This window comes from Nonomuraea sp. NPDC049129 (genome assembly GCF_040648495.1).
In the GTDB taxonomy this organism is placed as follows: Bacteria; Actinomycetota; Actinomycetes; order Streptosporangiales; family Streptosporangiaceae; genus Nonomuraea.
Genome location: NZ_JBEZDU010000011.1, coordinates 348,695 through 375,038 on the forward strand (window position 1 = coordinate 348,695; position 26,344 = coordinate 375,038).

Here is a 26,344-nt window from a genome sequence, read left to right on the forward strand (position 1 = left end):
TATTCTCGCTGCGTGATAGACACGCGGCGGCTGCGTACGCTGCGCGCGGTGGCCGACCATGGCACGGTCACCGCCGCGGCCGCCGCCCTGCACCTAACCCCGTCGGCGGTGTCCCAGCAGCTCCTGGCGCTGGAACACGAGGTGGGCCACCGGCTGTTCACCCGTGACGCGCGCGGCGTGCGCCTGACCGCCGTCGGCCAGATCATGCTGGCCCACGCCAACGAGGTGCTCGCCCAGCTCGAACGCGCCGAGGCCGAGGTCGCCGCCTACACCACGGGCGCGGCGGGCGAGGTGGCGGTCGCCTGCTTCGCCACCGCGATCAGCGCCGTGCTCTCCCCCGCCATCACGGCCCTGCGCACCGGCTCCCCGGGGCTGCGCGTACGGGTGCTCGACGCCGAGGGCGACCACAGCCTGTCCATGCTGCTCGACGACCAGGCCGACCTGGCCATCGCGGTCGAATACCGAGGCGCACCCGACGCGGCCGACCCCCGCCTGCACCGGTCCGCCCTGTACGCGGAGCCGTTCGACCTGGTCCTCCCGCAGGACCACCCCCTGGCGAGCTCCGGCGGCGCCTCGGTCCGGCTCGGCGATCTCGTCGGCGAGACGTGGATCGGCCCCTATCCCGGCAATCCCGTCCACGACGTGATCACGTTCGCCTGCGAGCAGGCCGGCTTCTCGCCGGACTTCGCGCACTGCTCCGACGACTTCCGCGCCGTGGTGGCGCTGGTCGGAGCCGGTGCGGGGGTGGCGCTCGTGCCCAGGCTGGCGCTGCGTGACATGGTGCTGCCCGGGGTGGCGGTACGCCGTACGCCGGGCCCCGAGCGACGCGTCTTCGCGGCCGTACGCCGTGGCGCCGAGACCCATCCTCTTCTCCGGCCGTTGCTCGACACCCTGCACACCATCGCCGGCTCCCTCGGAAACGGGTGACACTGTGGCACCAGGCGTGCCGTACCGGAAGTTATTCGGCCTGCCGGGGGTGACGGCGCAGGCCGTGCTCGGGTTCCTGGCCCAGCTCACCCAGCAGGTCGCGCCGGCGGGGATCGTGCTGGTGGTGCAGGCGTCGAGCGGTTCGCTCGTACTGGCGGGGCTGGCCGCGGCGGCGTTCGGCATCGGCGCGGGGATGGCCCGGCCGGTCCAGGGGCGCCTCATCGACCGGCGAGGGCCGCGCGGGGTGCTGGCGGTCAGCGCGTCAGCGCACGTCACGGCCCTGATCGCGTTGGTGATCGGCGCCGGGTCCGGCTGGCCGGGGTGGACGACCGTGGCGCTGGCGTGGACGGCGGGGGCCGGGCTGCCGCCGATCTCGGTGACGATGCGCATCGAGTGGGGCGGCCGGATGGCCGCGGAGGGACGTACCGCCGCCTACAGCCTGGTGTACCTGGTGCAGGAGCTGGCCATCCTCACCGGCCCGCTGCTGTTCGGGCTGCTGATCGCGCTGGTGTCGGCGTCAGTGGGGCTGGGCGTGGTGGCAGCCGCCGCGGGCGCGGGCACGCTGGCCTTCTCGCGGGCGCTGAAGGTCACCGGTCCCTCGCTGTCGGCGGGCCGGGGCCGGGTGTTCCGGCACGTCGGCATGCGCGTGCTGCTCGGCGTGGTCGTCCTGCTCGGCGGGGCCATCGGCGCGCTGGACGTCGGGGTGCCCGCTCTCGCGGTGGCTCGGGGCATTCCGGCCGCGACGGGCCCGCTGGTGGCGGCGCTGGCGCTGGGCGGCGTCGCCGGAGCGGCCGTCTACGGCGCCCGCCAGTGGGCCGCCGCGCCCGCCCTCAGGCTGAGCGGGCTGCTCCTGGTCTTCGGTCTTGCGTTGGCGCCGCTGGTGCTGGTGTCCTCACTGCCCTTGTTCTGGGTGGTGCTCTTCGCCGGGGGACTCATGGTCAACCCCGCGCTGACGACCACGTCCCTGCTGGTGGACGAGTTCGCGCCGGGGGCGCAGGCGGAGGCGTTCGGGTGGGTGTCGACGGCGGTGAGCATGGGGGCCGCGGCGGGGGCGGGGGTGGCGGGGGTGGTGGCGCAGCAGTTCGGGCCGTCGTTGCCGTTCCTGGTGGCCGCCGGTTTCGCCGGTCTGGCCGCGATCCTGTCGAGCCTCCTCCTGGGGCCCATCGGCCGCCCCTGATCGGTCCTGAGCACGTACGGGGCCGTCAGGCGCGGGCTCGGGTGATCGCCTCGGTGAAGCGGGCGTGCCTGGCCAGTTCGCCCTCCACCGGATCAAGTACATAGTCGGCGCCCACCTGGGCGATGGCCGCCCGCAGCGCCTTCGCCACGCGCCGCGCCCGGCGGTGCCCGCCCGCCCAGGCCGCCAGCCGGGACAGCAGCGCGATGACCACCCCGGACAGCGCACCCCCACCCAGCAGCACCGTGGGCCACGGCACCACACCCACCGTCGGCAGGGGCGGCTGGGGCAGGCGCAGGTAGTCCATGCCGAACAGCGCCCCCAGCCAGAGCCCACCGGCCACCATGACGGCGAACACCAGCCACTGCAGCACTCCAACCGCCCGCCACCACCTCGGCCGCCGGGTCGCCCCGAGCGAGGTCGTCGCCACCGCCCGGTCCACGGCGTCGGCCAGGTCCCCGGCCCGCGACCGCGCCGCCTGCCGCACCGCCGCCGCCCACACCCCCGCCAGGTCGCTTGCCGCCGCCTCGCCGACGTCCCTGAGAGCGGTCTCGACCTGCGCCTTCTGTACGGCTGAAGCAGCCGGTACGGACGTGCGGCCGACGATCTCCCGGTCGGCCGACTTGGCCGCGCTGCTCGTACCGATACGCAGCCTGCGCAACGGATCGGGCCGGAACCGCCGGACCCACTTGGTGACGGGCCAGCCGGTGGCGACCACGGCCCGATGCCGGTGCCCCTTGCTGACGGCCGCCACGACCAGCGGCACCCCGGCGGCCTCGGACAACGCGTCGGTGAGCGGCGTCCCCAGGCCTGCCACCGCACCACCCGGCCTACCCAGCCCCGCCACCGCACCACCCGGCGTACCGGCGCCATGGGATGGGTCGGCCAGTCGGTCGGCGGCGGCGGACACGTCGGCGGACAGGCGGGCGGACCAGGAGCGGCGCTCCGCCACCCGCTTGGCCAGCAACTCGCGCAGGTCGGCCAGGCCCGCGCCGGTGCGCGCGGAGACGCCGAGGATGGGCACCCCGGTCAGCCCGTCGTCGTCCAGGAGGCGGCGCAGGTCGCGCAGGCACCGGTCCACCGCGTGGGGCGGCAGGCGGTCGATCTGGTTGAGCACCACCACCATCACGTCCCGGTGCCCGGACAGCGGGCGCAGGTAGCGCTCGTGCACCGCCGCGTCGGCGTACTTCTGCGGGTCCAGCACCCACACCAGCAGATCCACGAGCTCCACCAGCCGGTCGACCTCCAGGCGGTGCGCCAGCCTGATGGAGTCATGGTCGGGGAGGTCTAGCAGGATAAGTCCGGAAAAATCAGCATCGGCAGGCGCAGTGGGCTCGACTGGGGTCTGTGGGGTGTGCCGTTGGGGGATCTCCAGCCAGTCGAGCAGCGGACCCGCGCCCGTCCCGTCCCACAGCGCCGCCTGCGCGGTCGAAGTGGTCGGCCGGGTGACGCCCACGGCCGCCAACTCATCCCCGGCCAGCGCGTTGAACAGCGACGACTTACCGCTCCCCGTGGCCCCGGCCAGCGCCGCCACCGTGTGATCGACCGACAGGCTCCGGCGCGTCCCGGCCCGCTCCGCCACCGCCCGCGCGTTGGACACCACGTCGGCCGGCAATCTCCCCTCGGCCAGCTCGGCCGCCTCCAGCAGCGCGGCCAGCCGGGAGTCCAGCGAGGGCCCCTCCTTACGGCGCAGCAGCTTCACGGCCCCTCACTTTCGATCGGCGCCGGGCCCGACGGCAGCTCGGCGCGATGCGCCCGGACCGATTGAGCGGCCTCCCGCAGGGCGTCCGCCGCTCCGGCAGGTGGCTCGACCTCCGAGAGCAGCGCGGTGAACCGCCCCGCCTCCTCCTCCAGCAGCACCCGCACCCGCTCCCGCAGATCGTCCCGCGCCTGCACGGTCAGCGTCCGCACCGCCTGATCGCCGAACACCGCCTCCAGCAGCTTCTGCGACAGCACGCTCGTGCCGCCCGCGATCCCCACCTCGATCCCCGTCAGCCCACCCGTGGAGGCGAAAACGGCCAGCATCAACAGCAGCCCGGCCCCGTTCACCCCGAAGGAGGCGATCCTGGCCGTGGTCCGCTTCTCGGCGCCCTCGTGGCGTACGAGGTCGAGAACGTACTCCTGCCACCCCCGCACCGCCGCCGACGCCCGCTTGCCCAGGTCGGGCGAGGTCCGGCCGAGCCGGGCCGCGTCCACCGCGCCGACGCGGGCGATGATCCCGGGCCCGCCGGGAGCGGCCGACCAGCCTTCCAGGCTGCGTTCGGCGGCCCCGTCGGCGGCGCCTCTGATCAGTGTCTCGACGCCGCTCTCCAGCGCGTCCCGCAGCGACGCGGCAGGCGCCCGCCCGGTGAAGAATCCGGCGATCCGGTCACGCAGCCAGCCGACCCGGCTCTCCAGCGACCGCATCAGGTCGCCGGTGCCGATGAAGTCCTGCCAGCGGGCCAGCACCTCGCCGCGCAGCAGCGACCCGTCGCGCATGCCCTCGTCGAAGTCGGCCAGCCCGCCCGCGTAGGCCCCCGACACGATGGACCGCAGCCCGTCGAACCCGGCCTGCTGCCGCGTCACGGCGTCGGCCAGCAGCGGCACTCGTGTGACCAGGCTGTCGAGCGCCCCGGACAGCGTCTGCCGGACGACACGGGACCGTTCGGCCGCGTCGGCGGCCAGCTCGGACAGCCAGGCGGAGATCGGCGAGACCAGCTCGGCGGGCAGCCGCGCCTTCTCCGAGGGCAGCGCCGCCTCGGGCACGGTGAACAGCCGGGTGCCGTCGAGGCCGTTCTCGACCAGCAGGCGTTCGAGGTCGCGGGTGACGGGCTCGACGGCCTCGGCGGGCACGCGGTCGAGCACGAGGGCCAGCGCCGTACTGCGTTCGCGCGCGGAGCGCAGGAAGCTCCACGGCACCTCGTCGGCGTAGCGGGCGGCGGTGGTGACGAACAGCCACAGGTCGGCGGCGGCCAGCAGTTGGGCGGCCAGTTCGCGGTTCGCGGTCACCACCGAGTCGATGTCGGGCGCGTCGAGCAGGGCCAGCCCGGCGCCGAGCGACGAAGAGGTGACCACCCGCAGCGCCCCTGCAGCGGAACCGGTGGCGCGGGACAGCCCGGGGAGCACGTTCTGGCCCATGAACCAGTCGCGGTCGGCCGGGCTCACCACCAGCGTCGGCACCAGCGTGGTGGGCCGCAGCACGCCCGGCTCGGCGACGTCGGCCCCGACCAGCGAGTTGACCAGGGTCGACTTGCCCGCCCCGGTGGATCCGCCGACGACGGCCAGCAGCGGCGCGTCGATGGCCCGCAGCCTGGGCAGCAGATAGTCGTCGAGCTGGCCGGTCAGCTCCTTGAGCGCGCGACGGTCGTCGGCGGCCGGGCCGATCTCGAGCGGGAACAGCTCGCGATCGAGCCGGTGGCGCAACCCCTCCAACGCGCCCAGCAGATCCATAGGACCACGCTAGCCCGCCGGGGGCTCCCGCAGCACATATCCGACGCTCCGCAGCGTGTGGATGAGCCTGGGCTCGACGTCGTCGACCTTGCGCCGCAGGTAGGAGACGTATGACTCGACCACGCCGGCGTCGCCGCCGAAGTCGTAGTTCCACACGTGGTCGAGGATCTGCGCCTTGGACAGCACCCGCCCGGCGTTGGACATGAAGTAGTGCAGCAGCTTGAACTCGGTCGGCGACAGTCGTACCTGCCGCCCGTTGCGCCAGACCTCGCGGGCCTCCTCGTCCAGCTCCAGGTCGGCGACCTGGAGGCGGCTCGCGGGGGTGTTCTCCCCTCGGGTACGGCGGAGCACCGCGCGGATCCTGGCCTGGACCTCCTCCAGGCTGAACGGCTTGGTCACGTAGTCGTCGCCCACGCCCAGCCCGACGATCTTGTCCTCGGTGTTGTCGCGGGCGGTCAGGAAGAGCACCGGTACGCCGATCCGCCTGGCCACCTCGAACCCGTCGAGATCGGGCAGCATGACGTCGAGCACCACCAGGTCAGGAGTGGTCCGCTCGGCCACCTCCACGGCCTCGTAGCCGTCGGCGGCGGTCAGCACCTCGAAGCCGGAGAAGCGCAGACTCGCGGACAGCAGGTCTCGGATGCTGGGCTCGTCGTCCACCACCATGATCAGCGCCTCGGGTCTAGTCACCTACTCAGAGTGACTCAGGAGGCTGAGGAATAGCTGAACGCTCACTCCAAGGCGAGTGGGAGTTCGACCCGGAAGGTGGAGCCCGAGCCCGGCGCGCTGTCCAGCAGCACCGTGCCGCCGTGCGCCTGCACCAGCGCCTGCACGATGGCCAGGCCGAGCCCGCTGCCCCGGTCCTCGCCCGAGCGGTGCCGCGATCTGGCCGAGTCGGCCCGGTAGAACCGCTCGAACACCCGCTCGACCTGCTCGGGCGTGAGGCCGGGCCCCTTGTCGCCCACTTCCAGGAACGCCTTGTCGGCCCCTGCCCCCACGCGCACCGTCACCGGCGTGCCCGGTTCGGTGTGGGTCAGGGCGTTGGTCATGAGGTTGGTGACCACCTGGCGCAGGCGTACCTCGTCACCGGAGACGATGAGGGCCGCGCCGCCGACGACGTCCAGGCTGATCACCCGGTCGGGCGCCAGGATGCGCGCGTCGTGCACGGCGTCGGCGGCCAGCGCCAGCATGTCGACCGGCCGCATGCGCAGCGGGCGCTGCTGGTCGACGCGGGCGAGCAGCAGCAGGTCGTCGACGAGCAGGCTCATCCGGCCTGCGGCCTTCTCCACGCGCTGCATCAGCTCGGCGGGGTCGGCCTTCTGGTTCTGCCTGGCGTACTCGGCGAAGCCGCGGATCGAGGTGAGCGGGGTGCGCAGCTCGTGCGAGGCGTCGCCGATGAACTGGCGCATCCGGTCCTCGGAGCGGCGGGCCGCCGCCTCGGACGCGGACCGGGCGGTGAACGCGGCCTCGATCTGCGCGAGCATCCCGTTGAGGGACAGGGCCAGGCGGCCCACCTCCGTACGCGGGTCGCCGGCCGGCACCCGGCGGCCGAGCTCGCCCCCGGCGATGGCCTCGGCCGTGCTCTCGATCTCGGCCAGCGGACGCATGCTCCGCCGCACCATCGCGACGCCCACGACGGCGAGGATGAGCAGGATGCCGCCACCGCCCAGCAGTTCGATGAGGCCGAGCCGCCGGGTGATGTCCCTGACCTCCCCCAGGTCCGCGGCGATCACGTAGTCGCCCACCACCGTCGAGGTCTGCAGCACCCGCCACTCGCCGTCGCCCCTGACCGCCCGCGTCGTGTAGAGGTTCGCGCCCGGCGCGGTCGACAGCAGGGGCCGCGGCCGCGCGTCGACGTCGCGGTCGCCGAACACCGGCGTGAGCGCCCCGCCCGGCGGCTTCACCAGCACGATCGTGTCGGACTCGATCAGCGCCATCTTGTCGTTGGTCTCTTTGCCCCGGTTGCGCTTCTCCTGGTCGTGCTTGAGCTTGTTCTCCACGCGTACGGCCAGGAGCTGGATCTGGCTGTCGACCCGGTTCATCAGGTAGCCGTGCAGCACGGAGACGCTCACCACGCCGATGAAGGTCAGCCCGACGCCGAGCAGCGCCAGCATCGCGGCGATGAGCTTGATCCTGAGCGGCAGGCCGCGCATCACGGACTCGGCGGCAGCCGCAGGACGTATCCGACACCGCGCAGCGTGTGAATGAGCCGCGGGTTGCGGTTGTCGATCTTACGGCGGAGCACCGACACGTAGGACTCGACGATCCCGACCTCGCCCCTGAAGTCGTAGTCCCAGACGTGGTCGAGGATCTGCGGCTTCGACAGCACCCGGCCCGCGTTCGTCATGAAGTAGCGCAGCAGCTTGAACTCGGTCGGCGACAGCGACACGGCGTTGCCGCCGCGCCACACCTCGTGGCTCTCCTCGTCCAGCTCGATGTCGGCGAACGTCAGCCTGGGCGGCGGCGCCGGCGACTCCCCACTGGTACGGCGGAGCACCGCGTGGATCCTGGCGACCACCTCTTCGAGGCTGAACGGCTTGGTGACGTAGTCGTCGCCGCCGATCGTCAGCCCGCGGATCTTGTCCTCGGTCTCGTCGCGCGCGGTCAGGAAGACCACGGGCACGTGCACACCCCCGCCGCGCAGCCGCCGGACGATCTCGAAACCGTCGAGGTCGGGCAGCATGACGTCAAGGACGACCAGGTCAGGACGGTGCCGCTGGACGGCGGTGACGGCGTCCAGGCCGCTCTTGGCGGTGGACACGTCGAAACCCGCGAACCTCAGGCTCGCGGCGAGGAGTTCGAGGATGTTGGGGTCGTCCTCGACGATCAACAGTCGCGCTTCCATCATCTCCAAGGATGCCCTCACCGAACGAGTGCTGGGACAATTCCGGAGATGTGCCGAGCAATCGCCAGGCTGGAGGTGGCCGCGGGGGACGGCGCGTTGCGTACCAGCACGACCCTGCCTTCCACGTCCACGGCGAAGTCGTCGACCAGCCGGCCGTCCTTCGCCACGGCCTGGGCGCGTACCCCGCCCTCGGTTCGCCGCAGGTCGGAGGCGGTGAGCTCGGGCACGTAGCGGCGCGCGGCCCGGACGAAGGCCCCCTTGACCAGCGAGCCGTGCACCTCCTTGAGCCCGGTGCGCCAGTGCTGCCGGGCCATGCGCATGGTGCCCGGCCAGCGCAGAATCTGCCATGAATTACGGAGGTTGTAACCCCGGTAGCCCTCGTACGCGAGCGCGAGCACCGCGTTCGGCCCGACCAGGACCTCGCCGTCGATGTGCCTGGTCAGGTGGACGCCGAGGAACGGGTAACGGGGGTCGGGCACCGGGTAGATCAGGCCGCGCACGAGATCCCTGGCCGCGCCGTCGAGCGCGTAGTACTCGCCTCTGAACGGCACGATCCTGATGTCGCCCGGCCGGCCCGCCATCCGGGCCACCGCGTCGGTGCCCAGCCCGGCGCAGATCACCAGCCGGTCGAAGGCGAAGCGCCGACCGGCGGCCAGCACCTCGACGCTCCCGGCGGTCTCCCTGATCGCCCTGACCGGGTGTTCCAGCCGTACCGAACCGCCCAGCTCGGCCACGTCGAGCGCCAGCCGGCGCGCGACGGCGGGGAAGTCGGCGATCGCGGTGTGCGGCGAGTGGACCGCGCCGACGCCGATGGCGTGCGGCTCGATCTCGCGCAGGCCGAGCGCGTCCAGCTCGGTGATGCCGGGCACGCCATTCGCCCTGGCCCGCTCCGCCAGCGCCGCGAGCCGTGGCCGCTCCGCGCTGGTGGAGGCCACGACCAGCTTCCCGACCTCCTCGTACGGCAGGTGGTGGTGAGTGCAGTACTCCTTGAGCAGCGCCACGCCCTCACGGCAGAGCCTGGCCTTGAGCGAGCCCGGCGGGTAATAGATGCCCGCGTGGACGACGCCGCTGTTGTGTCCGGTCTGGTGCGCGCCGACGCGGTCCTCCTTTTCGAGGACCGTCACCTCGGCACCCCGCGTGGTGGCGAGCTCGCGGGCGACCGCCAGGCCGACGATGCCGGCCCCGATGACACCGATCTTCTCTGTCACAGCGCCAGTTTGCCGATTCTGGCGGGATCCAGGTGGCCTTCAGCGGTCAACCACCGCAATGTATCCGAAACGGTGTCTTCCACCGGGCGCAGGGTGAGGCCGAGGTCCTTGAGCGCGGGGCCGTCGTCGGTGGGGACCAGGGTGAGCATGAAGTCGGCCGCGTCACGGGTGAGGGGGTAGTCGATGGGCGCCAGCCGCTTGAGCCCGTCGAGCGTCGCGGCCATCCCGCGCAGCAGGCCACCGGGCATCCGGTAGGTCAGGCCCGCCCGTCCCGTCACCTCCGCGCATATGGCGGCCAACTGCCTCCAGGTCAGGAAATGTCCCCCAAGCAGGTAGCGGCGGTCCCGGCGGCCGGGAGTGAGACAGCGGGCCAGCGCGACGGCCAGATCCCGGACGTCCAGCACGCCCACCCCACCTGGCACGATCGGCCAGCCCCACCGCAGGCCCGCGCGGAGCCCCTCGTTGAGCGCGTCGAGCGTCGGCTGGCCCGGCCCGATGATGCCGCCCGGATAGACGATGGTCACGCCGCCGAGCTCCCTGGCGTACCGCTCGCCTTCGACCTTGGACCGGCCGTAGGCGTTCCTGGGGCTGGCCAGCGGGCTGTCGGCGGTGATGAACGGCTCGGTGGGCGGCACGAACACCGCGATCGTGGAGACGTGCACGATCGGATCCAGCCCCAGCTCGGCGGCCTGCCCGAGCACGTTGCGCAGCCCGACGACGTTGGACCCGCGCAGGTCCGCCCCGTGACCGGTGACCCCCATGTCGGCGGCGGCGTGCAGCACCGCGTCACACCCCTCCAGAGCGGCCCGTACGGCCGGCGCGTCACGAATGTCCCCCTGCCGGATCACCCAGTCCCCGGCACCCAGGACCCGACGTACTTTCTCCGGATTTCTCGCCAGAAGGCATGGCTCATGACCGGCCGCGACCAGGGCCGTGACCGCGTGCGAGCCGACGAACCCCGAGGCACCGCTGACCAGGACGCGCATGCCAAGGAAGCTAGCGCTTACTTGGGCGATCCATCAACCTTCTGGTCAACGGGCGGCGGCGTCCCTGGCCTGCTCGTCGGCCATGTACTGGGCGTACCAGGCCGGCCAGTCGGGGTCGGCGTGCCCGAGCTCCTGCTCGTACTGGCCATGCGCGGCCTCCGCACGGCGCAGGGCATCAGCCACCTCGGCCACCGAGCTATACGTCACCTGCATCTTGGCGCCTCCTTTCGTGAGGCCGGCCATCCGGGCTCAGCGGCCCGGAAGGCGGGTGGTGACCTCCTGGAGTATCCAGCCGTTGCCGTCAGGGTCACTGAAGGAGGTGTAGGAGCCGTAGCTCTGGCGGTCCGGGTCCGGACCCGGCACCCGTCCCTCGGTCCCGGCGCGGTGGAACACCCCGCCCGCGTCGTGGAACACCTCAGCCACGTCGATCCCGCGCTCGGCGAGCTCGGCCCGTGCCGCCTCGATGTCGTCGACGATCAGATGCAGGCCCTGCGTCGAACCCGGCGCGGCCGAGGTGACCCCGGTGCCGAAGATGATCGAGCACGGCGAGCCGGGCGGAGTCAGCTGCACCACCCGGAAGTCCGCGCCGACGGCGACGTCGGCGTCCTCCCGCCACCCGAGCGCCTTGTAGAAGTCCTTGGTCCGGTCGACATCGGCGACCGGCACCACCACGACCTCAAGCTTCATGTCCACAGCGGCGGATCCTCCCCGTTGGCTGCTGTCATGGCATGGGGGGTCGTTCTCTCCACATTCGCGCAGGTCACCGGCTAAGTCCAGGAACGGCAGCGTCAACTATCGGTAAGCGGTCGTCGCTCCCCAATACGGAACGGCTCAGCCCAGGTAGAAGTCCCTGCGCGCGGCCACGAACGCCTCGATCGTCTCGGCGGGCACGCCCGTAAGGCGTTCGACATCGTCGGACGCGCGGTCATAGCGGTTCTCGCGGTGCAGCCGGGCCATGGTGGCGATGTGCTGCGCGGTGTGCGGCGGCAGGCCCGCCTTCGCGAGCACCTCGGCCCACCACCGCTCCAGGGGCACATCCACATAGGCCACCGGACGCCCCAACGCCCGTGAGAACTCCTCCGCCATCTCCGTCATGTCGACCGTGCGCGGCCCGGTCAGCTCATAGACGTGCCCGACGTGCGGAGCCGGATCGCGGAGCACGGTGGCTACCACCCGGGCGACGTCGGCCACGGCGATCGGCGACGTACGCCCGGTGCCGAACGGCAGCTCGATCGTGCCGCGCTCCCGGATCGAACGCGCCGCCAACGTGGTGAACAGCGGATTGTCCAGGAACGCCGTCGGCCGGATGTGCACCACCGGCAGGCCGGACCAGTTCAGCACCTGCTCCGCCAGCCAGTGCAGCCGCTGCTGGTGCGACTGGGCGGTGCTGATGGCGGTCATCTGCGACACCGTCATCTGTGACATGTCGACCAGGCCGGTCAGGTCCCCGTACTCCCGCGCCACGGTGGCCACCACGGTCGCCGCCAGCAGATGGTCCGGCGACACGGGCATCCCGAAGTACATCCGTCCGGCACTCTCCAGCGCGGCCGCGACGGTCTCGGGCCGGGTCAGATCGCCGACGACCACCTCCGCGCCGAGCGCACGCAATTCAGCCGCCCGTTCGTCGTCACGACGGACCATCGCCCGCACCGGTACGTCCTGCGCGCGCAGCCGCTCAAGGACCGTGCGGCCCACCCCACCGACCCCGGCGACGAGAACAAGATCGCTGGCGACCATCAGCCGTTCCCCTTTCCTACCGCTGCGGCGTTACCCCAGGTAAAGCCACCACTACACTGACAAATCGAACGTGAGTACGATGGCGTCATGTATCTCCCGCCAGAGTGGCCGCCCGAGGTCCGCCCGCCCAGCGTCCCCGATTGGGAGACCTCGGCAGTGGCCTGGCTGCTCGACGCGGTGCCGCCCGACTACCGCGCCTACGAAGTGCTCCGCCGCCACCCGATCGCGCTGGCCAGGATGGCGAGCCACCACGTCGGCGCGGCGATCGAGGCGGCCCGCGCCGGCTACCGGGGCGCCGCGGTCGACCTCAAGGGCCACCTGCCGCCCCACGCGATCGAGGCGGTCCTGGACGCCTACCGCGAGGAGGGGCCCCGGCTCGTGCGTCTGTCCCGCTCGATCGCGGTGGTCGAACGCGCCCTCCGCGGCGACCTCTTCACCGCCACGATGCGCCGTCCATGACGCGCGCCCACCGGGCAACCACCGACCGCGCCTACAGGATGCGACCGCCGACCGTGCCTACCGAGTGCGGCGGGCGATCGCCGCGATGATGCCGCTGGCGCCCGCGGCGGCCGCCAGCCAGATCAGGACGTCACGCGCGCTGAGCCCCTTGGCCGCCGCCACCGGCCGGGCGGACGGCGTCGCGGTCGTCTTCGGCCGGTGGGACGGCGAACTGGACGGAGTGGCGGCCGGTAACGCGGCCGCGGGCAGCGCCACCTGGTAGACCGGGCTGCGCACGCCCTCCGAGCCGGTCAGCAGGCTCTTGCCATCGCGCGTGTAGGCGATGGACTCGGCCTGTTTCAGCTCCGGCATCGACACCCTGGTGATCGACTCACCCGAGGGCCGGAAGACCGTGGCCGAGAAGTACGTACGGATCACGTACGAGCTGCCATCAGGCGCGTACGCCGCGTCCGTCGCCATGATCGGAGCCGTCCCCACCTTGCGGAGCACGTTGACCCGGTCGCTCCTGAGCTTCTTGGGCGCCTGGTAGACCGACCCGGAGAACTCCTTCGACACCACGAAGAGCCGCCCGGTCACCGGGTTGACCATGATGCCCTCGGCGTTCCTGGCGCCGTCCGCGTAGCGGAACCGGTAGCGGACCGCCGGAAGGGTGGCGTCCCGCAGCGTCTCCGGCTCCATGACCTTGTAGATGGAGACGTTCGGCCAAGCCCCGTCCAGGTTGTCGCCGATGTCGGCGAACCACAGCACCCCGCGCCCCGTGGCGGGGTCCTTGCTCGCGGCCATCGCCTCCCAGTCACGGGCCTGCGCCCCCTGGAGCCGGTACGTCGCCCGGGTCCGCCCATCGGAACCCACCGCGTAGAACGTCGGCGCCGCCGAGCTGTCATTGTGCGTGTAGAAGACGCCTTCCTTCGTCGGCGACACGGCCAGCCCGCTCGACTCGGTGATCCGCGCGTCCTTGAACGTGAACAGTTTCTTCTCGCCGTCATCGGCGAAGGCCGCATTTGCCGGAACGAACACGATGAAGGCCGCGATAACCCCGGCGGCCGTACGAATCACAACATCCCCCACCCCGCCATCATGCCCCAACGGACGCCGCGCCCACGGTAGCGCTGTGCCGATGAAATCCGGTGCCCTGCAGCACGACCAGCACCCCGTTGGTCACCGCCATGAGCCACCACAACCCGACGAGCCCCCAGGCGGCGGCCACAGGTGCGGCCACGGCCACCATCACCCCGTAACCGACGGCGAAATAGATCAGGCTGGCCCCCGACCGCTTGAGCGCGGTGAGCCCGATGCCCTGAACCGCCTGCGCCCCGTCGGCCGTCGAGGCCAGCAGCATCAGCGGCAGCAGCGCCGCGACCCGCTCTCGTACGCTCGCGTCATCGCTGAACAGCCCGAGCGCCGAGTCGCCGAGCCCGAGCAGCACGGCCGCCGCGACAGCCGTCCCCGTCAGGGCGAGCAGGGCCGCGGCCCGGTTGGCCCGGCGCGCCTGCGTCACGTCCCGGGCCCTGGCCACCTCGGGCACCGACGCCTGCGCCACGGAGATCGAGGCCAGCATGATGAACCCGGTGAGCGTGCTCAGCACCGCATGGGCGGCCACGTCACGGGTGCCGGTCGCGCTCGCGGCGAAGGTGACGACCCCGAGACCCCCGAACTTGATCAGAACCGTCCCGGCCAGCGGGATGCTCACCCGGCCGAGCCGGACGATCTCCCTGATCCGCGGCCGACCCTGGCCGACACGCGTTCCGAGGGCGCGGCGCAGGCAGAGGTTCGAGACGACCACACCCGCGACACCCGACAGCAGCCAGGCGACGCCCACGCCGGTGAGGCCCAGCGGCGGCACCAGAGCGACCGTGCCGCCGACCATCGCGGCACTGGCCGCCAGGCTGGACCAGAGGACCTGGCGGCTGCGGCCGAGCGCCACGAGCACGGTGTTGGCCCCACCACCCGAGGCGAAGACCAGCAGATAGAGCGCCAGGAGCCAGGGCAGCGGCCCCAGTTCGGCCACGACCTCGGCGGGCGCCCCGGTGGCGCGGGCGAGCAGGGGCACGCACAGCACCGCGAGCGCGCCGGCCGTACCCACGAGCAAGGCGAGCCAGCGCGCGTCACGCAGGATCGGCACGGCCGCCGCAGGCGAGTCCTTGTACGGCGCGACGAACGGCGCGAGCCCGCGGAGCGCGCCCACGACAGCGGCGGAGGCGGGGTTCAGGACTGCCGACACGACCGCGAAGGCGGCCAGCGTGACGGTGGCGTGCCTGCCGAGCACGGAAGTGACCACCAGAGCGCCGACCGTAGTGGTGACCATGGAGAGGAACAGGGGCACCGCCGCGCGAAGCAGGCCCAAGTTCACCCGACCGACCCTACTAGCCTGGAGGGCGCTCCAGGCATTCGTGCGACCCCTACTAGCCTGGAGTGCACTCCAGGTATTTAGGGTGGAGTTCATGGATTATGTGAACCTCGGACGCAGTGGCCTCCGGGTCAGTCCACTCTGCCTGGGCACCATGAACTTCGGCCCGCTGACCACGGAGGAAGACTCCTTCGCGATCATGGACAGGGCCCATGAGCTGGGCATCAACTTCTTCGACACGGCCAACGTGTACGGCTGGAAGCAGGGCGAGGGGATCACCGAGCAGATCGTCGGCCGTTGGTTCGCCAAGGGCGGAGGTCGCCGGGAGAAGACGGTCATCGCGACCAAGCTCTACGGCGCGATGGGCGACTGGCCCAACGAGAACCTGCTGTCCGCGCTGAACATCCGCCGGGCCTGCGACGCCTCGCTCAAGCGCATGCAGACCGACTACATCGACATCTACCAGGCCCACCACGTCGACCGGAACACGCCGTTCGACGAGTTCTGGGAGGCCATGGACGTCCTGAAGCAGCAGGGCAAGATCCTCTACGTGGGATCGTCCAACTTCGCGGGCTGGCACATCGCCAAGGCCCAGGAGTCCGCGGCCCGGCGCAACTCGATCGGGCTCGTCAGCGAGCAGAGCCACTACAACCTGCTCACCCGCGCGGTCGAGCTGGAGGTACTGCCCGCGAGCCAGGAATACGGCCTCGGCGTGATCCCGTGGAGCCCGCTGGCCGGCGGCCTGCTGGGCGGCGTGCTGCGCAAGATCGACAAGGGCCGGTCGGCCGCCGACCGCATGGTCACGGAGCTCGAGAAGCACCGCGACAAGATCGAGCAGTACGAGAAGTTCTGCGACGAACTCGGCGAGGACCCCGCGTACGTGGCGCTGGCCTGGCTCCTGAAGCAGCCCGCGGTCACCGCCCCGATCATCGGCCCGCGCACGCAGGAGCAGCTCAACGGCAGCCTGCGCACTCTGGAGATCGAGCTGGACGAGCAGGCGCTGGCCCGCCTCGACGAGATCTTCCCCGGCCACCGTCCGGCGCCGGAGGACTACGCCTGGTAACTCAGGCCAGCAGGGCGCCGATCACGACGATCAGCAGCAGGAGGCCGAGCACGACGGGCAGCAGCCAAGGGCGAGGACGGTCCACATTCTGGAGCCTAATCGCGCCCGATGGGTGCCAGATCCCATTGTGCGAGTGACTCGTACCTCATCTGTGCCCCTTGATGGCTACGTACGAGATGGACGGCTTTCGCCCGCCATGTCGAGCCGCTGAATTCCGACAGCGACTCGACGAGCGGGCGGAGGTCCATCTCCGTCTTCGCCCGCGCGAGCGTCAGATGCGGGTGGAAGTGCTTGTCGTCGGTCTGTACGGCCCCCGCCCGGCGGGCGCCCGCTCTGACCGACTCCGACAGCCGGATCATCGAGTCACCGGAGAGCCCGGCCCAGAACACCCTGGCCCGGCGGGCGGACGAGAACGCCCCGAACCCGGTGAAGGCCAGGTCCAGGCTGGCATGCCGAGCCACGGCGCGGGCCAGCCGTACCTGCAGCTCCGGCAGGACGTGCTCGGGCACCTCGCCGAAGAAGCCCAGCGTGATGTGCCAGGTGGCGCGGTCCGGCCAGCGCAGGCCCGGCACCTGCCCGACATGCGGCGCGATGGCGCGTTCGATCTCGTCGAGCACCTCATCGGGCGGCATCAGTGCGGCGAATAACCTCATGCCACCCGATTCTCCAATGTGCTCAGGCGACCGCCAGCACCGGCTCGCCCACAACACGGGCGCTGATCAGCCTCGTCAGCATCACCGCGACGCCCGTGCCGACCAGCACCAGCAGTCCGGAGAGCATGACGCCCGTCCTGGGTCCGCCCAGCTCCGACAGCCAGCCGACCAGCGGGGCGCCGACGGGCGCGCCACCGGTGAAGACGAGCATGTAGATGCCCATGACGCGGCCGCGCATGTCCGGTGCGGTGGCGAGCTGGACGCTCGCGTTCGCGGCCGTGTTGATCGTGATCAGCGCGATGCCGGTGGGGATCAGCAGCAGCAGGTACACCGGGTAGACCGGGGCCAGCCCGGTGGCGATCTGGAACAGTCCGAACCCGATGGCTCCGGCGATCAGCATGCGGCGTGACGGCCGGGCCCGGCGGGCGGCGAGCAGCGCCCCGCCCAGCGCGCCGACGGCGAACATGCTGGAGGCCAGGCCGAACGACGAGGCGCCGGCCTTGAAGACCTCGCGGGCCATGAGCGCGATCGACATCGAGAACGACTGGGAGAACATCGACACGAACCCGATCAGCAGCACCGGCATCAGCAGCTCTTCGCGATGCAGCACATAGCTCAGCCCTTCGCGGAGCTGGCCCTTGGCTCTCGGCACCGGTACGGAGAGGTTCAGCTCGGACTTCCGCATGAAGATCAGGCTGGAGATCACCGCGGCGAACGTGACCGCGTTGATCAGGAAGAGCGGTCCCGTGCCCCCGAACAGGAAGATCAGCACACCGGCGATCGCCGGTCCCACGACGCGGGCCAGGTTGAAGATGGAGCTGTTGAGCGCGATCGCGTTGGACAGATCCCGGCGGCCCACCATCTCGACCACGAACGCCTGCCTGGTCGGCACCTCGACGCAGGAGATCACACCCAGCGTGAACGCCATCACGTAGACGTGCCACACCTGGGCGCTGCCCGTCACCGTCAGTACGCCGATGACCAGGGCGAGCACGGCCATGAGCGACTGCGCCACGATGAGGATCGGCCGTTTGGGGTAGCGGTCGGCCAGCACGCCGCCGAAGAGCCCGAACAGCAGCATCGGCAGGAACTGCAGCGCGGTCGCCGTGCCTAGGGCCGCCGCGCTGCCATGGGTCAGATCGAGCACCAGCCAGTCTTGGGCGGTGCGTTGCAGCCAGCCGCCGACGTTGGACACCGCGCCACCGGCTGCGAACATGCGGTAGTTACGTACCCTGAGAGACCGGAACATCCCGGTCTTGGGTTCTTCAGGCTCTAGATCCTGCTGAGTTTCTCCAGAATCGGCGCCGCCTGCCTGAGGATCGCCCGCTCCTCCGCGGTCAGATCCCTCAAGCGCTGGCTCAGCCACGCTTCCTTGAGACGTCGTTCCTCCTTCAGCAGTTTCTGGGCGGCCTCGGTCACGGTCACGGTCACCTGTCGCCGGTCGGTCGGGTGCGGTGTGCGCGACACCAGACCGCGTTCCTCTAGCGCGGCGATCACGCGAGTCATCGAGGGGGGTTGCACCTTCTCGAGCTCGGCCAATTCGCCGGGGGTTATCGCGGAATGCCGTTCCACCGCGGCGAGGGTCGCGAACTGCGTGGGAGTCAGCGAGTGCGCCGCCGCTTGTCGTCGTAGCCGCCTGGTCAGCCGCGCCAGCGACACGCGCAGGGCTGTGGCCAGGCCTGCGTCGCTGCGCAGGTTTATCTGGGACTGGTTCTTGGTTAGCATGAGTCATTACCTTTGCTAACTATAGGGCATTCCACGTTATTTCCCTACCTCACTTCTCGTCTCACTCCTTGATACCCGGAGGCCGCCTCCCATGCGCAGACGGCCTCACCAGGCATCAGACCCCGAAAAGTACCCTGATCGGGCCGAGCGCGAAGTAGATCACGAACAGGCCCATGACTACCCACAGCAGAGGGTGGATCTCCCGTACCTTGCCACGGACGATCTTGATCAGCACGTAGCTGATGAAGCCGGCGCCGATGCCGTTCGAGATCGAGTACGTGAACGGCATGACCACGATGGTGAGGAACGCCGGGATGGCGATCTCGTAGTCCGTGAAATCGATCTCACGGATCGAGGTCATCATCAGGAAGCCCACCACGATCAGCGCGGGCGCGGCCGCCTCGTACGGCACGACCGTGACCAGCGGCGCGAAGAAGATCGCCACCAGGAAGAGCAGGCCGGTGACCACGCTGGCCAGGCCCGTCCGCGCGCCCTCGCCGACCCCCGCGGCCGACTCGATGTAGGTGGTGTTCGACGAGACCGAGCCCGCGCCACCGGCCGCCGCGCCGAGCGAGTCGACGAGCAGGATCTCCCGGGTGCGCGGCAGCATCCCGCTGGCGTCGACCAGACCGGCCTGGCGGCCGACCCCGACGATCGTGCCCATCGTGTCGAAGAAGTCGGTGATGAGCAGCGTGAAGACGAACAGCACCGCCAGGATCACCGAGACCCGACTGAACGCGCCGAACGGGTCGAACTCCTTGAACAGCACCAGCGGGTTGTGGAAGCCGATGATCTGGTCCGGCAGTGTGGGCACGTTCAGCATCCAGCCGCCGGGGTTCTTGTCGGAGACCTGGCCGGCCTTCGCGATCGACTCCACGATGATCGCCAGCACCGTGGTGCCTATGATGCCGATCAGGATCGCGCCCTTGACCTTGCGGGCCACCAGTGCCGCCGTCACGAGCAACCCGACGACGAAGACGAAGATCGGCCAGGAGGTCAGGGTGTTGTGGATGCCCATCTCCAGCGGCGGCCCCGCGGGCACCCGGCGCACGAAGCCGGCGTCCACGAAGCCGATCAGCGCGATGAACAACCCGATGCCGACGCTGATGGCGGTCTTGAGCTGGGCCGGGATGGCGTTGAACACCGCCACCCGGAAACCGGTCAACACCAGGATGCCGATGATGATGCCCTCCAGGAAGACCAGCCCCATGGCCTCTTCCCAGCTCATCACCGAGGCGATGTTGAAGGTCACGAAGGCGTTGAGCCCCAACCCGGCCGCCATGGCGAAGGGCACCCGGCCGATCACCCCCATGAGGATGGTCAGCACGCCCGCCACGAACGCCGTGCCCGCCGCCACGAGGGGCAGGTTGGGCGACGAGCCGTCGCCGATGAACTGCTCCTGGACATCCTTGCCGTTGGCGATGATGATCGGGTTCAGCACGACGATGTAGGCCATCGTGAAGAACGTGGCCAGCCCGCCGCGGATCTCACGGGAGATCGTCGAGCCTCGTGCGGAGATTGCGAAGAACCTGTCGATACCGCTACTTGTGTCACTCACGGGCGAACAGTGACAGTTTGCGTCATCTGCGAAAAGTGGCGGTGATCGGATCGAGACCCGATTGGAAGCTAGGCTGGATCCCGTGAAGCAGGAATGGCGTCCCGACCCGGAGCCGATCGAGACCAACGACGTCGCGGCGGTCGCCGTGGGCACGGTCGCGTGGGCGCTCGCGCTGGTCGCGCTACTGATCTTCCGCCCGGCCGCCGAGCAGTCGTGGTGGATCTGGACCTGCGTCGCCGGAGTCGGGCTCGGGCTGCTCGGCCTCTGGTACGTGCACAGGCGAGCGTCCCGGAGCTGACATTCGTCACCTCCGGCCGATCCCCGAAGTCATTGGAAAGTGCTGTTTTACCCCACTACCTGGGAAAAAGCCGGCTGATCATGCTTGAGGCATGAAGAAGACGTCATTTCCCTCGCTCTTGTGCGCGGTGACCCTCGCGAGCGCCACCCTCGCGGGCTGCTCCGCCGCCAAGCCCACCAGCGGGTCGGCGGAGCAGCCGACGACGAGCACCGCCACGAAGCCTGCCCAGACGGCGAAGGGCTCCAGCAGCGTCGCCTGGAGCCCGTGCACCGACCTGACCGGCCCCGACGGCAAACCCGCCGCGCCCGACCCGGCCGTCGAGTGCGGCAAGCTCGCGGTGCCGCTCGACTACGCCAAGCAGGACGGCGAGCAGATCGACCTGGCGCTGATCCGCGTCAAGGCCTCCGGCGACCGGCTCGGCTCGCTGGTGTTCAACTTCGGCGGCCCCGGCGGCTCGGGAGTCGATCTGTTGCCCATGACCGCCAAGATCTTCGCCGGCCTGGGCGCGAGCTATGACCTGGTCAGCTTCGACCCGCGCGGCGTCGAGCGCAGCGCGCCCGTCAAGTGCGGCAGCGTCGAGAAGTGGATCTCCCTGGACCCCGCGAGCGACGAGATGGACCAGGCCGCCAAGGAGTTCGGGGCCTCCTGCGCCAAGGACTCCGGCAAGCTCCTGCCCCACGTCGGCACCGTGAACGCCGCGCGCGACCTCGACCGCATCCGCGCCGCGCTGGGCGACGAACGGCTCAACTACTTCGGCATGTCGTACGGCACCCACCTCGGCGCCGTGTACGCCACCCAGTACCCCAAGAACGTCGGCCGGTTCGTCCTCGACGGCGCCCTCGACCCGACCGTCAGCTTCGCCGAGCGCGCGAAGACGCAGACGGCCGGCTTCAAGCAGGCGTTCGAGGCGTTCGCCGCCGACTGCGTGAAGCAGGGCTGCGACCTGGGCGCCGACCCCGCGGCCGTACGGAAGAGCGTCGAGACGCTGCTGTCCGGCCTGCGCGACAAGCCCCTCAAGGTGGCCGACCGGGAGCTCACGAAGGGCCTGGCGACCACCGGCGTCCTGGCCGCCCTCTACGCCAAGCTCAGCTGGCCGATGCTGGAGCAGGCGGCCACCGCCGCGACCAAGGGAGACGGCACGCAGCTGCTCGCCCTGGCCGACTCCTACAACGGCCGCAAGGCCGACGGGACGTACTCGACGCTGATGACCAGCGTCCTGGCGATCGACTGCGTGGACAGCGCCGAACGGCCGAGCCCCGCCGAGATCGACCAGGTCGAACGCGAGACCGCCAAGATCTTCCCGCTCATGCGCTCCGGGGGTCTCGGCGCGATCTGCGCGCACTGGCCGGCGCCCGGCAGCGACGAGTCCAAGAAGATCGACGCCACCGGCTCCGCCCCCATCCTCGTGATCGGCGGCAAGGGCGATCCCGCCACGCCGTACGCGTGGGCGCCCAAGCTCGCCGCCCAGCTCAAGACCGGGGTCCTGGTCACGTACGAGGGCGAGGGGCACGGCGCCTACCTGAGCGGCAGCAGCTGCGTCAGCCGCCTGGTCGACGCCTACTTCCTCACCGGCAAGTCCCCCGGCGCGAACGCCACCTGCCCGGCGGCGTGAACCTACGACAGGTCGGCTTCGGCCAGCAGGAGCGGCACGGCCGTGGGGTCGTGCAGCAGCGCGGCCACGGCGAGCCGGTCGTTCCACTGGCCCGTCGCCCAGGCCAGGCCGCGTGCCAGGCCGTCGAGACCGGTGCAGTGCACGGAGCCCTCGAAGAAGCGCCACGTGCAGGCGACGCCGTCGACCAGCAGCTTCTCGTGCTCGACGTAGGTCTCGGGAGCCGTCGGGAGCAGAGAGCGCACCTCTGGCGGCACGGGGCGGGTCTCGCCCTCGGACGTGACCTCGCCCTGGGCCAGCTCGCCGGCCAGCGGCAGGTCGAGCAGCTCGGACAGCGACTCGGCCAGGTCGTAGGGGGCCAGCACCAGAGGCCGGTCGGTGACGAGCTGGAGCAGGTCGGGGGCCTCCACCACGACGGCGTCGTCGGCCGCGGCCACCACGATGTCGCCACCGAGCACGGCCCGCACCCGCGAAGGTGGGGCCACCCGCGCCGGCTCGACGGCCGCCAGCGCGATCCACAGGGCCCGCAACTGGGCCCGGTCGACCTCGATGGACTCGTCGGCCATCAGGTCGAGCAGCTCTTCGGGACCGCCGTGGCCGGCCAGCAGCTCGGCCAGCGTGGTGCGTACGCCGAGCATCCCCAGCGCCACCGGGTCGAGCCCGCCGGGCGCGTCACCATAGAGGCCTTGGAGCAGCGGGTCGGCACCGGGCAGCCGCAGCTCCCGTGGCCGCCGCCCGTCCAGCACGGGGTGGTTGGCCAGCCACCACGCCGTGTAGGACGGCACCTCGACGCCCTCGACCCGCAGCGGGTGCAGAGCGGCCCGCAGCGGCGGTCTGGTCAGCAGCGCCAGCGCGGCGGGCCAGTCGGCGACCAGCTCCAGGTCACGCACCGCGGCGAAGTCCGGCACCACGGGCGGCAGTTCGAGCTCAGGCAGCAGGTCGAGCACGTGGTCGAGCCAGTCGTCCTCGCCGTCGAGGTCGTGGTCGCAGTCGTCGTGATCGAGCAGCACGTCGGAGTCGTGCGCCACGGCGAACCCGTCGAGCACGCCCACGGCTTCGAGCACCCGGGAGCCGTAGGTCTCCACCAGCTCCGGCGCGACCACCCCGAGGTGCGTGTCAGGCTCCAGCAGGCCGGCCAGCGCGCCGTCGGCCAGCATCAGCTCGCCCGCCGCGTAAAGATCGCCATCGCTGCCGCGCAGCGCCAGCTCGGCCAGCCACGGCGCCTCGCCCGGCACCAGCGAGGCGGCCTCCACCAGGGAGAGCACGGCCTTCGCCACGGGCTCGGAGTCGGCGCTGTCGAGGGACTGGGCGACGGCGGCCTTGGTGATCGGGTCTTCGAGGATCGTCCGTGGCGTGGCCTCGGCGGCGCCGAGCCGCAGCAGCGCCGCGTGCGCCGCGTCCGGGTGCACGATCCGCAGCCCCAGAGGCGTCAGGTCGAGCCCGTCCCGAGCCGAGGCCAGGCGGGTGCCGCCCAGGTCGAGGATGAGGGTGCCGCGCGGGCCACGGACCAGCCGACCGTCGGCCAGCGGCACCGGCAGCGCGCCCAGCGACTCGGGGTCATCGGCCGGCAGCACCTCATACAGCGAGCGCCACCACGACGGCTCCCGCGCCTCGACCGCCTCACCGGACAGCAGGTCGACGACCTCGGCCAGCTCGACCCGGCGCACACCGAGCGAGGCCATCGCCGGGTGCCGGGCGGGCCACCCGGCGGGCAGCAGGCCGGGGACGAAGTCGGCGATCGCCGCCAGCAGATCACCCGACCCAGCGACCACGGCCGCCTCCTGGCCGGCGACGAGCCAGCCGTCCTCGTGCGGCTCCCTGGCCGGGTGCTCGACCTGCCACTCGGCGTCGGGCTCATAGACCTCGGCCTCGGCGAACGACGGCGTCTGCACGGCCGGAGCGGGCGCGGACAGGGCCGGGAGCAGCGGGGTGGCTGGCAGGCGCTGCAAGATGGCCCGCCGGATGCGGGCGTCGAGCTCGCCCTTGCCCATCAGGGCGGGGACGAGGTCGAGGAGCTTGGGGGTACGCGGCAGCTCGCCGAGCAGCCTGACATAGGCGTCGGCGGCCCGCTCGACCAGGAAATCGGTCAGCGGCCCCTTGGCCACGTGCCGCCGGTCGGTGGCCATCGGGAACGACGCGATGAGCAGGGCCGGCAGGTCGAGCGGCTCGTCGCTCGGCGTCGGCGCGTGCACCACCGGCGGCACCCCGGCGGGCAGCGGGACGGGCTCCGTGTCGGCGACGCGCACGGCCCAGCGCAGCGACCAGTAAGGGCGGGCACGCTCTTCGGTGGGCCGGTCGGCGAACAGGGCCGCCACCTCGTCGGGAGCGAACTCACCCGACTCCGACACCAGGTGCCACCCGTCGGCCGTCACCCGGCGTTCCGAGCCGTCGAGGTCGATCTCGATGCTCGTCAGCGCGGGCATGCCGAGCAGCAGCGCGGGGCTGGTCTCGGCCAGCATGCGCCGGACCGCCGCGACCGAGGCGGCGTCACGCAGCGGCAGGCGTACGAGCGTGTCGAAGCCCTGCGGCACGTCAAGCGGCTCGGCCTCGAACGGCAGGCGCAGCAGCGGGACATGGCCGCCGCGCGAGCCGAGCTCGGCGGCGAGCTCCGGCACCGAGGCCACCACGGCGGCCGTCTCAGCGCGCGACCAGCGGGCGGCGCCCGTCTCGCGCGAGCCGATCGACGGCTCATCACAGACAGACACGACCGCGGCGAACCCGACGCCGAACCGGCCGGCGGCACCCGCTTCGTCCCGCTTGCCGGAGACACGCAGCGTCGACAGACCCTCGACGCCGGTCGCGTCGAGCGGGGCGCCCGTGTTGGCGGCGGTCAGGACGTCGTCGCGCAACGTCAGCCGGAGCACCCCTGGCACGCCCGCGCGCAGCGCCGCGTCGGCGGCGTTCTGGGCGAGCTCCACGATGAGCCGGTCGCGGTAGCCGCCGAGGGCGAAGTCTTCCTCGGCGTTGGCGTCCTCGCGGAATCGGGCGGTCGAGGCCGTCCACGCGGCGAGCACTGCGGCCCGCGTCCGGTCGGTGCCAAAGGTGTCGGTCATCTGTCACGATCCTGGTCGCTGGTGGGGCGGGCTCCGGCACATGTCCGGGGTCCGCCGAGGGGGGCCACCGTAGGCTAGCGGCCCTCACCGACATTCGCGGTCAGGAGTGGCCGAGCTCCTCGGTGGCCGTGCCGTCGACGGATCCGGCCTCCTCTTCCATCAGGTCGAAGCCCATGTCGTCGAGGATGGGCATGGCCTGCTCGGCGGACGGCGGCATGACCGCGGCCTCCGAGTGAGCCCCGCAGCCGTGATCGGCGGCGACCACCTTGCCGTCGTCGGGGGCGTACTCATTGGCGCAGACCCCGAACACCTGCCGGAGCCCACCCGCGAGTGGCCAGTAGAAACCACAGGTGGAGCACTGCGCGGGAGCGGCGTGTGCGATCGGCGTATGCGGCCCGTGCTCGCCCGAGTGCCAGCGTCTGGCAGCGCGGTCCTTGCCGATGGCCGAGAGCACACGGGCCCGGCCCAGGCCGTACTCGAAAATCGTCTGATGGTCGGTCTCGTCGTCGGTCTTGACGAAACCTGGCTCCAGCCGGTCGTCGTCCTCGGAGGTCGGCAGCAGGTCACCGACGCCCAGATCGCCGGGGCGCAGACGCTCGCTCCAGGGCAGCCACTCGGGCGCGAGCAACGCCCCCGAGCCCGGCAGCAGGACGGCTTCGCTCACCGTGACGTTCTTGGCCCGTGAGGCGCGGGTCACGGTGACGGCCCAGCGCCAGCCGCGGTAGGCCCGGTCGAGACAGGCGAAGTAATGGGTGACGATGCGGTCGCCCTCGCCCTCGTAACCGAGGTGCTCACCCGGCTCGCCCGGCCGCGCGAGCTCCTCCGCGGCGGCGCGCGCCAAGTCCACCGCGGCGACGCACGCCTGGTCGGGCGGGGAGACGCGGGTCCGGGTGCGGGTCATCTGTCCGCCTCCGCCGCAAGGTGCTGTTCGCTCACACTTTCATTCTCACCCATGACCGGACCTGAAGGTGCCCACACCGCCCATCCCGGACCCACTGGCACCGGAACCTGAAGACGTGCCACACCCCCAATCCCGGACCCCTCACGACACACCAACAGACCCGACCCCGAACAAACCCACCACCGTGGGCGGCCGACGATCGGGGAGAACGCGCACCGGACCTGAAGGAGCCCACACCGCCCACACCGGACCCACTGGCACCGGACCTTAAGAGGCCCACACCGCCCCTCCCCGATCAACTGGCGACACAGTGTTGGGCCCATCCCCGGGCGATCCGTCGCCGTTTGTGAGCGGGGATCGGGTAAGACTGGT

The 26,344-nt window shown here is 71.3% G+C and carries 24 protein-coding genes; 6 read left to right on the plus strand and 18 right to left on the minus strand.

Translation table 11 applies throughout. The annotated features are described in order from the left end of the window. The first annotated feature begins 12 nt into the window (after window positions 1-12). Both AB0B64_RS33210 and AB0B64_RS33215 read left to right on the plus strand, forming a co-directional pair. Window positions 13-927, plus strand: coding sequence for a LysR family transcriptional regulator (locus AB0B64_RS33210; protein WP_358182109.1), 915 nt, complete (start codon window positions 13-15; stop codon window positions 925-927). A 4-nt stretch (window positions 928-931) separates the two neighbouring features. After that, window positions 932-2,104, plus strand: coding sequence for a hypothetical protein (locus tag AB0B64_RS33215; RefSeq protein ID WP_358182112.1), 1,173 nt, complete (start codon window positions 932-934; stop codon window positions 2,102-2,104). Window positions 2,105-2,129: 25 nt separating this feature from the next. Here AB0B64_RS33215 and AB0B64_RS33220 read toward each other — a convergent pair whose 3' ends face one another. The 10 genes from AB0B64_RS33220 to AB0B64_RS33265 all read right to left on the minus strand — a co-directional run bounded on the left by AB0B64_RS33220 (window position 2,130) and on the right by AB0B64_RS33265 (window position 12,306). Beyond that, complete coding sequence (locus AB0B64_RS33220; RefSeq protein ID WP_358182115.1) at window positions 2,130-3,803, minus strand: GTPase; 1,674 nt, start codon at window positions 3,801-3,803, stop codon at window positions 2,130-2,132. Then, entirely contained in the window at window positions 3,800-5,530 is a 1,731-nt protein-coding gene (locus tag AB0B64_RS33225) for an ABC transporter (protein WP_358182118.1), read from the minus strand. Before AB0B64_RS33225 ends, AB0B64_RS33220 begins: the two co-directional genes overlap by 4 nt. A 9-nt stretch (window positions 5,531-5,539) precedes the next feature. Further along, complete coding sequence (locus tag AB0B64_RS33230) at window positions 5,540-6,196, minus strand: response regulator transcription factor (protein ID WP_357957984.1); 657 nt, start codon at window positions 6,194-6,196, stop codon at window positions 5,540-5,542. A 65-nt stretch (window positions 6,197-6,261) separates the two neighbouring features. Further along, on the minus strand, window positions 6,262-7,683 hold the full coding sequence (locus AB0B64_RS33235; protein WP_358182121.1) for a HAMP domain-containing sensor histidine kinase: 1,422 nt from the start codon (window positions 7,681-7,683) through the stop codon (window positions 6,262-6,264). Then, window positions 7,683-8,378 carry a response regulator transcription factor gene (locus AB0B64_RS33240; protein ID WP_357957986.1) on the minus strand — a complete coding sequence of 232 codons (696 nt, stop codon included), beginning with the start codon at window positions 8,376-8,378 and terminating at the stop codon, window positions 7,683-7,685. The genes AB0B64_RS33235 and AB0B64_RS33240 overlap by 1 nt, the downstream gene beginning before the upstream one ends. Window positions 8,379-8,392: 14 nt before the next feature. Continuing rightward, a complete protein-coding gene (gene lhgO / locus AB0B64_RS33245; RefSeq protein ID WP_358182124.1) occupies window positions 8,393-9,583 on the minus strand; it encodes an L-2-hydroxyglutarate oxidase in 1,191 nt (396 codons plus the stop codon). Next, window positions 9,580-10,569, minus strand: coding sequence for an NAD-dependent epimerase/dehydratase family protein (locus AB0B64_RS33250; protein ID WP_358182127.1), 990 nt, complete (start codon window positions 10,567-10,569; stop codon window positions 9,580-9,582). The genes lhgO and AB0B64_RS33250 overlap by 4 nt, the downstream gene beginning before the upstream one ends. A 45-nt stretch (window positions 10,570-10,614) precedes the next feature. Then, on the minus strand, window positions 10,615-10,782 hold the full coding sequence (locus AB0B64_RS33255) for a hypothetical protein (RefSeq protein WP_357957927.1): 168 nt from the start codon (window positions 10,780-10,782) through the stop codon (window positions 10,615-10,617). Between the two features lie 36 nt (window positions 10,783-10,818). Continuing rightward, window positions 10,819-11,256 (minus strand): VOC family protein, encoded by a 438-nt coding sequence (locus tag AB0B64_RS33260; RefSeq protein WP_358182186.1) that lies wholly within the window; start codon window positions 11,254-11,256, stop codon window positions 10,819-10,821. 144 nt (window positions 11,257-11,400) lie between these two features. Beyond that, a complete protein-coding gene (locus AB0B64_RS33265; protein WP_358182130.1) occupies window positions 11,401-12,306 on the minus strand; it encodes an NAD(P)H-binding protein in 906 nt (301 codons plus the stop codon). An 87-nt stretch (window positions 12,307-12,393) separates the two neighbouring features. Between AB0B64_RS33265 and AB0B64_RS33270 the strand changes: the two genes are divergently transcribed. Continuing rightward, on the plus strand, window positions 12,394-12,765 hold the full coding sequence (locus AB0B64_RS33270) for a hypothetical protein (RefSeq protein ID WP_357957930.1): 372 nt from the start codon (window positions 12,394-12,396) through the stop codon (window positions 12,763-12,765). A 57-nt stretch (window positions 12,766-12,822) separates the two neighbouring features. Here the strand turns inward: AB0B64_RS33270 and AB0B64_RS33275 are convergent, their stop codons facing one another. After that, a complete protein-coding gene (locus AB0B64_RS33275; RefSeq protein WP_358182133.1) occupies window positions 12,823-13,833 on the minus strand; it encodes a hypothetical protein in 1,011 nt (336 codons plus the stop codon). Window positions 13,834-13,840: 7 nt separating this feature from the next. Further along, a complete protein-coding gene (locus AB0B64_RS33280; protein ID WP_358182136.1) occupies window positions 13,841-15,115 on the minus strand; it encodes an MATE family efflux transporter in 1,275 nt (424 codons plus the stop codon). A 91-nt stretch (window positions 15,116-15,206) separates the two neighbouring features. Between AB0B64_RS33280 and AB0B64_RS33285 the strand changes: the two genes are divergently transcribed. Further along, window positions 15,207-16,175, plus strand: coding sequence for an aldo/keto reductase (locus tag AB0B64_RS33285; RefSeq protein ID WP_358182139.1), 969 nt, complete (start codon window positions 15,207-15,209; stop codon window positions 16,173-16,175). Window positions 16,176-16,270: 95 nt separating this feature from the next. Here AB0B64_RS33285 and thpR read toward each other — a convergent pair whose 3' ends face one another. The 4 genes from thpR to AB0B64_RS33305 form a co-directional block, all read right to left on the minus strand. Beyond that, the gene (thpR, locus tag AB0B64_RS33290) at window positions 16,271-16,828 is read right to left on the minus strand and encodes an RNA 2',3'-cyclic phosphodiesterase (RefSeq protein ID WP_357957937.1); all 558 of its coding nucleotides are present in this window, start codon (window positions 16,826-16,828) and stop codon (window positions 16,271-16,273) included. A gap of 22 nt (window positions 16,829-16,850) precedes the next feature. Continuing rightward, complete coding sequence (locus AB0B64_RS33295) at window positions 16,851-18,077, minus strand: MFS transporter (protein ID WP_357957939.1); 1,227 nt, start codon at window positions 18,075-18,077, stop codon at window positions 16,851-16,853. A gap of 23 nt (window positions 18,078-18,100) precedes the next feature. Then, complete coding sequence (locus AB0B64_RS33300; RefSeq protein ID WP_357957941.1) at window positions 18,101-18,553, minus strand: MarR family transcriptional regulator; 453 nt, start codon at window positions 18,551-18,553, stop codon at window positions 18,101-18,103. Window positions 18,554-18,668: 115 nt separating this feature from the next. Then, a complete protein-coding gene (locus AB0B64_RS33305) occupies window positions 18,669-20,111 on the minus strand; it encodes an NCS2 family permease (RefSeq protein WP_358182142.1) in 1,443 nt (480 codons plus the stop codon). Between the two features lie 82 nt (window positions 20,112-20,193). Between AB0B64_RS33305 and AB0B64_RS33310 the strand changes: the two genes are divergently transcribed. Both AB0B64_RS33310 and AB0B64_RS33315 read left to right on the plus strand, forming a co-directional pair. Continuing rightward, window positions 20,194-20,409 (plus strand): DUF2530 domain-containing protein, encoded by a 216-nt coding sequence (locus AB0B64_RS33310; protein WP_225300771.1) that lies wholly within the window; start codon window positions 20,194-20,196, stop codon window positions 20,407-20,409. Between the two features lie 91 nt (window positions 20,410-20,500). Continuing rightward, window positions 20,501-22,021 (plus strand): alpha/beta hydrolase, encoded by a 1,521-nt coding sequence (locus AB0B64_RS33315; protein ID WP_358182144.1) that lies wholly within the window; start codon window positions 20,501-20,503, stop codon window positions 22,019-22,021. Between the two features lie 2 nt (window positions 22,022-22,023). On the opposite strand, the gene AB0B64_RS33320 is transcribed toward AB0B64_RS33315, so the two are convergent. Together AB0B64_RS33320 and AB0B64_RS33325 are read right to left on the minus strand one after the other, a co-directional pair. Continuing rightward, a complete protein-coding gene (locus AB0B64_RS33320) occupies window positions 22,024-25,071 on the minus strand; it encodes a hypothetical protein (RefSeq protein WP_358182147.1) in 3,048 nt (1,015 codons plus the stop codon). Between the two features lie 100 nt (window positions 25,072-25,171). Beyond that, window positions 25,172-25,972 (minus strand): DUF3027 domain-containing protein, encoded by an 801-nt coding sequence (locus tag AB0B64_RS33325; protein WP_357957949.1) that lies wholly within the window; start codon window positions 25,970-25,972, stop codon window positions 25,172-25,174. Window positions 25,973-26,344: the final 372 nt, after the last annotated feature.